The organism is Rhizobium sp. P1_E1, from assembly GCF_056406015.1.
In genome coordinates, this window is the sequence record NZ_JBFUAY010000238.1 from 1 (window position 1) to 6182 (window position 6182).

Annotated in this window: 4 protein-coding genes; 1 reads left to right on the forward strand and 3 read right to left on the reverse strand. The window is 60.0% G+C overall.

What is annotated here, in order from left to right:
• Nucleotides 1–203: 203 nt before the first annotated feature.
• The 3 genes from AC1D1Z_RS32640 to AC1D1Z_RS32650 all read right to left on the reverse strand — a co-directional run bounded on the left by AC1D1Z_RS32640 (nucleotide 204) and on the right by AC1D1Z_RS32650 (nucleotide 3463).
• Nucleotides 204–425 (reverse strand): hypothetical protein, encoded by a 222-nt coding sequence (locus AC1D1Z_RS32640; protein ID WP_131605391.1) that lies wholly within the window; start codon nucleotides 423–425, stop codon nucleotides 204–206.
• 544 nt (nucleotides 426–969) lie between these two features.
• Nucleotides 970–1674, reverse strand: coding sequence for an SH3 domain-containing protein (locus AC1D1Z_RS32645; protein WP_131605392.1), 705 nt, complete (start codon nucleotides 1672–1674; stop codon nucleotides 970–972).
• Between the two features lie 400 nt (nucleotides 1675–2074).
• Nucleotides 2075–3463 (reverse strand): M20/M25/M40 family metallo-hydrolase, encoded by a 1389-nt coding sequence (locus tag AC1D1Z_RS32650; RefSeq protein ID WP_131605393.1) that lies wholly within the window; start codon nucleotides 3461–3463, stop codon nucleotides 2075–2077.
• Nucleotides 3464–3677: 214 nt separating this feature from the next.
• Between AC1D1Z_RS32650 and AC1D1Z_RS32655 the strand changes: the two genes are divergently transcribed.
• Nucleotides 3678–6062 (forward strand): bifunctional diguanylate cyclase/phosphodiesterase, encoded by a 2385-nt coding sequence (locus tag AC1D1Z_RS32655; RefSeq protein WP_131605394.1) that lies wholly within the window; start codon nucleotides 3678–3680, stop codon nucleotides 6060–6062.
• The last annotated feature ends 120 nt before the right edge of the window (nucleotides 6063–6182 follow it).

The following is a 6182-nucleotide window of genomic DNA, read 5'->3' on the forward strand; positions in this document are numbered from 1 at the left end:
GGACACACCCCATGTTCGATCGCGAAGCCAGCTTCGCATAACGGTGCTCTTCTCCAGCGCCGCGCGTCTTTTCAGACGCGCAAAGGACGCTGGAGCACTTTGAGTGCCGCCGTGATCATCCGACTGAACTGTAAATGCGGCGATTTAACGGGGTGTTAATAATGGAAAGTAAAGCAGATCGCGCCGGGCGACAGCATTGGCCTTCAGAACTGCCGGGCCTCGTAATCGTCGAGCGTTTCCGGGTCCTGCTTATATTCCCACTCGCCCAGATGAAAGCGGCGCCAGATCTGGCCGGAAGGGTTGAGGTTCGCCCCATCGGTAAGGCGTACAGGCAGGATAGGGTTGTGTTTATGCCAAACGGTAACATCTGCGGCGGCTGCCCGAGGGACAAAAAGTCCGAAGAAAGCCAGGTAGTCTTGCGTCATCAGGGTCCAGCCTCGAACGGATTAAAATCAATCCGCAACGCCACAAAACTGCAATAAAGAATCCCGCAAAACAAGAGCCTCGCGATGGCTTCACATCAAATTGTCGGTGACCGCATTCGAGGATCGATCCTTACCCCGCGGTTCCTGTCTTGCGTTCGCCGGCGAAGCGGCGCGCGTCATGAAAACAAAGGCCCCGAATTGCGTGGCGTGAGTTACGTGCGATACGACGTGGATTACCGCGCCGCGCGTCTTTTCGATAAGCGCAAAGGACGCTGTAACACTTTGAATTACTGCATAATTTCGTCCTTAAATTCGATTCCGATTTAAGGAATTATGCAGGAGGCGGAACCAATAGGCTCCGCGATTGTTTAAGTACAAGCGGGACAACCCCTCACGTCCCGCGCATGATCGGCCGTCTCCCCTCAACACGCGCCGATCGACATCAGGCCCGGTGCATCCCTCATGGGAGCGCCGGGCTTTTTCTTGGGTGTTTCCCTTGGCTTCAAGCCTCGGAAGAGGACGGCGCTGCCGTCCCCTTTCTGTTTCATTCGTCGCAGGAGGGATCGCCGGGGCGGCAATCAAAGTCCCTGCGGTCCGGCCTGCGATCATCGCCTCTCCGGTCGTCCCTCTGCCGTTCACCTCTTTGCCGGTCGTCCCTCTGCCGTTCACCTCTTTGCCGATCGCCCCTCTGCCGATCGTCCCTTTGATTGTCGTCGCGCCAGTCACGATCGCGGTCGCGCCCATCTCGGTCGCCATCCCGCTCGCGCCAGTTGCGGTCGCGATCCCGGTTATCCCGATCGCGATCGCGATCGCGATCCCGATTGTCGCGGTCGCGATAGTAATAGTCCGGGCCGCGGCTCCAGCGGTCACGGTCGCGATAGAAATCGCGGTTGCGGTAGTAGCGGTCCCAATAATTGTCGACGCTGAAGCGAATCATCGGAATGCCGAGCGGACGGTAATATTGCGGGCCGACATAGACGCGGCGCTGCTGGTAGGAGGCCTGCACGTACTGGCCGGAAACCCAGCCGCGGCCGCCGTAGAATTCCACGTCGCACCAGTTGACGTCGGAAAGGCATCCGCGGATTTCGACGGAAGAACCAGCCGGGATGACCGCGACGGCAGGATAACGGGTGCTCGGACCCGCACGCATGTTGACGTTCGCCGTCGAGTAGCCCTCGGCAGCCTGCGCTACGGCAGGCGCCAGCATAAGCAGGCCGACCGCTGCGATTTTAACAAAGAGATTTTTCACGCTTCTCAGTCCTTGTTGGCACGTTTTTCAGGCAGCGCTGGGCCGCGTTTCCTTGGCATATGCCACTGAAACAAAAGATAGACGGATCGCCCGCAGGTGTTTAGGGCGTTATCATTCGTCTTATCTTTCAATGGCTTATACGTCGCTCGCGATGAACGTAGCTTGAACGGCGAAATGTCTGTCAGCGCCCTTGAGCCGCGAGTGCTGCTTCCGGCAAGGGCGGGCACTGTTAACGGTCCGTTAACCTTTCGGCGGCAGTCTCATTGCAATACCCGCTTGCTCCTTGACCACGGATGAACTGGCACTGAGATGAGCGGATGACGAAAGGCCGGGTCGAACCGGCCTTTTTGTTTGTCGCGACTTTGCGTGGCGCGTCTTGATGGAAGCCGCGCCTTTTCCTTCAGGCAGCGAGCGACTGAAGAATCCGCACCCAGGAGCGGATGCCCTTGTGGTAGGAGATAAGCTCGTATTTCTCGTTCGGCGAGTGGATGCGATCATCGCTGAGGCCGAAGCCGACGAGCAGCGATTCCATGCCGAGCATCTTCTGGAAATCCCCGACGATCGGGATCGACCCGCCCATGCCGATGACGATGGCGGGTTTCGGCCACTCGTCGGAAAGCGCGTTCTTCGCCTTGGTCAGAACCGGCGAATCATAGGAGAGATGGATTGCCGGCGAGCCGCCATGCGGATGGAACTCCACCGAGCAATCGGCGGGAATCTTCGAGCTGATATAGCTGCGGAAAGCCTCGCGGATGGCGGCCGGATCCTGCGTGCCGACAAGCCGGAACGAAACCTTGGCCGAAGCCTTGGCAGCGATCACCGTCTTGAAGCCTTCGCCGGTATACCCGCCCCAGATGCCATTGATTTCGGCGGTCGGCCGGGCCCAGGTGAGTTCCAGCACCGAACGGCCCTTCTCGCCGGATGGAATGGAAAGGCCGACTTCGCCGAGGAAGCTCTCCGCGGTCTTGCCGAGCGTTTCCCATGACGCCTTGATGTTGTCAGGCGTTTCCTCGACGCCGTCATAGAATCCGTCAAGCGTGATGCGGCCGGTCTCGTCATGCAGGCCGGCAAGAGCCTCGACGAGAATATGGATCGGATTGGCCGCCGCGCCGCCGAAGAGACCGGAATGCAGGTCGCGGTCCGCCGCCGTCACGATCACTTCCTCGCCGACGAGGCCGCGCAGCGCTGCGGCGATCGCCGGCGTGTCGCGGTCCCACATGCCGGTATCGCAGACGAGCGCATAATCGGCCTTGAGCTCTGCGGCATTGGCTTCGAGGAAGGGCTTCAGGGACGGCGAACCGGATTCCTCCTCGCCCTCGAAGAGAATGGTAATGCGGCAGGGAAGCGCGCCGTTGATCTCCTTATAGGCGCGGCAAGCCTCGACGAAGGTCATCAACTGGCCCTTGTCGTCGGAGGTGCCGCGGCCGGTCAGGATCTTGCGGCCCTCGCCGATATCCTTGATCGATGGCTCGAACGGGTCGTTTTCCCAGAGTTCGATTGGGTCGACCGGCTGAACGTCGTAATGGCCGTAGAAGAGAACATGCGGCGCATCGGCGGACGCGCCGGCATGATGGGCGACGACCATCGGATGGCCTGGTGTATCGCGCACCGAGGCCGTAAAGCCGAGCGTCCCGAGATAAGCGACGAGCCATTCCGCAGCCTTTCGGCATTCGGCTTTGTAGGCGGGATCGGTGGATATCGACTGGATGCGCAGAAGCTCGAACAGCTTGTCGAGGCTCGATGGAAGATTCTGATCCGCGCGCGCAAGCACTTGACGTACATCGGTCATTTTCGACTCCTTTTTGAAATTCGGCCGGACGATAGACCAAACCAGATAGGCAGGCGAGGCGGAAAAACAAAAAATCGGCGGCGCGAATGACCGGCGGGGCATAGACTAATATCAAGAAGATTTGCTGGATAATATAGAAGAGAATTCTAATTCAATTTACCGTTATTTAGTATAACCTAAATAGCCTGACCGAATTCAGCTGTGCGAGGTTCGGATGTTTTCGGTCATTACATGTATTCGGGACAACCACGATTGGCGGCTGGTGCTTGCGGCTGCCGCCGTCTGCCTGGTCGGCGCTACGGCGGCTATGCTGCTGCTTTCCCGCGCCCAGGAATGCGATGCCGGGCGGCGCAAGCTCTGGATCGGCGCCTCGGCTTTCGCTTTCGGCACCGGCGTATGGGCAACGCACTTCATCGCGATGCTGGCCTATGACGGCGGCATGCCGATCGGCTACCAACTGGGCCTGACGACGCTCTCTTTCCTCCTGTCGGTTGTCGGTTCGTGGGCGGCGATCCTCGTCGCTTCGGAAAGCCGCGGCAGATTTTCTCGCATCCGCGGCGGCGTCCTGATGGCGCTCGGCATCGCCTCCATGCACCTGACCGGCATGCAGGCGATCGAAACGCAGGCGGTCATCCTTTATGATCCCTTGATGACGCTGAGTGCGGTTCTCGCAGGAGCGCTGTTGTCGGGCGCCGCCTTCCACGCCTTTTTCCAATTGAAGGGACTGAGGCGGCTCCTCGCCTCGTCAATCACTTTCGTCCTCGCGATCTGCGCTCTCCATTTCATCTCGATGGCTAGCATCACGCTGGTGCCGGATCCCGGCAAGCAAGTTCCGGCAACGGTGCTCGACGCCAGCCTGCTTGCTGTGATCGTCGTGGTGGCGGCGACGACGCTCATTCTGATTGCCCTCGCGGTGGTCTTTATCGAAAGCCACCTGACGGATCTGAGGGGGCTTGCGAATGCCTCGCAGGAAGGGCTGCTGATCCTGCGGGAAGGCCGGATCATCGATGCCAATGAACGCTTCCAGGGGCTTTCCGGCTGGAAGTTTGCCGATCTTGCCGGCAGGGCGCCCTCGGCTGTTTTGTCCGCTATTCAGGGAACTGGGCAGAACAGACCCAGCGAGACGCTGCTCAACACCAGAAACGGCGGGGAGATCGCCGTCGAAGTGACCGCGAGCAGGATCGTCTATCGTGGGCACAATTGCGAGGTGCTGGCGGTGCGTGATCTCACCGAGCGCAGGCAGGCCGAGGAGATGATCGAGCATCTCGCCCACCACGACGTGCTCACCGATCTGCCGAACAGGTCGCTGTTCGATACCCGCATCCGGCAGGCGCTGCAGATGGCCGAACGAAAAGACAGCGAGGTTGCCCTCTTCTATCTCGACCTCGATCGCTTCAAGGCCGTCAACGATATCTTCGGTCATGCCGAAGGCGACCGCATTCTCCGCAAGGTCGCCTCAATCCTGCGCCGCGTGGCCGATGAGAGTGATACGATCGCCCGCCTCGGCGGTGATGAATTCGCCATCATTCAGCCCGCCGGGCAACAGCCGGCGGCGGCGCAGAAGCTTGCGGCTGATATCCTCGACGAATTCGCCGCCGAGATGGACACGGCCCGTGACCCCACAGCCGTCGGCGTCAGCGTTGGCATCGCACTCTATCCCGCGGATGGCGCTGCTGCTGAAGAACTCTGCAACAATGCCGATACTGCACTCTACCGCGTCAAGCATGACGGTCGCGGCAAGGTCTGTTTCTTCGACGCGGAAATGGACAAGGCGGCACGGAACCGCCGCCAGATCGAAAGCGAACTGCGCCATGCGATCTCCCGCAACCAGATCCATGTCAGCTATCAGCCGATCCTCGATGCGCAGAGCGGCGAGATCGGCGGCTACGAGGCCCTGATGCGCTGGAACCGGCCAGGTTACGGCCTGACCGAGCCCGATATCTTCATCCCGATCGCCGAGGAAAGCGGTTCGATCGTCCAACTCGGCGAATGGGTGTTGCTGCAGGCCTGCAGGGAGGCCGTGCGCTGGCCGCTGCCGCTGATGATCGCCGTCAATCTCTCACCGGTGCAATTCATGCTGCCGAACCTCTGTGAGCGGATCGAGTCGATCCTCGCCGAAACCGGGCTTGCGCCCAGCCGGCTGGAGCTCGAGATCACCGAGGCGGCCCTCATTCGCGATCGCGACCGGGTGATGACGACGCTGCTGCGGCTGCACAAGCTCGGCGTGCACATCGTCATGGATGATTTCGGCACCGGTTTTTCCTCGCTGTCCAACCTGCGTTCATTCCCTTTCGACAAGATCAAGGTCGACCGCAGTTTCACCGGCGTGCTGGAACATGATGCGTCGGCACGCTCGATCGTGCGCGCCATCATCGGCCTTGGTCATAGCCTCGGCATGCCTGTCGTGACGGAGGGCGTGGAAACGGAGATGCAGCGCCGGATCGTCGTCGAGGAAGGCTGCGCGCAAGTGCAGGGCCTTTTACTCGGCAAGCCGGATATCGAGCCGAGCGTCAAGCTTGCCGCCGACGAAAACGTCCTGACCATGCAGATCGAAACCGGCGTGTCCCTATTGCGACGCGCACAGCGTGCCGGCGAGTGATCTTACAGCGCCGCGCGTCTTTTCAGACGCGCAAAAAACGCTGTAACACTTTGAATTGCTGCATAATTTTATCCTTAAATCCATTATGATTTAAGGATAGAATTATGCAGCGGTCAGAGC

Excerpts from the sequence above, each read along its gene's own strand:
- AC1D1Z_RS32640 (WP_131605391.1), bottom strand. The coding sequence starts at position 425 with ATGACGCAAGACTACCTGGCTTTCTTCGGACTTTTTGTCCCTCGGGCA.
- AC1D1Z_RS32650 (WP_131605393.1), bottom strand. The coding sequence starts at position 3,463 with ATGACCGATGTACGTCAAGTGCTTGCGCGCGCGGATCAGAATCTTCCA.
- AC1D1Z_RS32655 (WP_131605394.1), top strand. The coding sequence starts at position 3,678 with ATGTTTTCGGTCATTACATGTATTCGGGACAACCACGATTGGCGGCTG.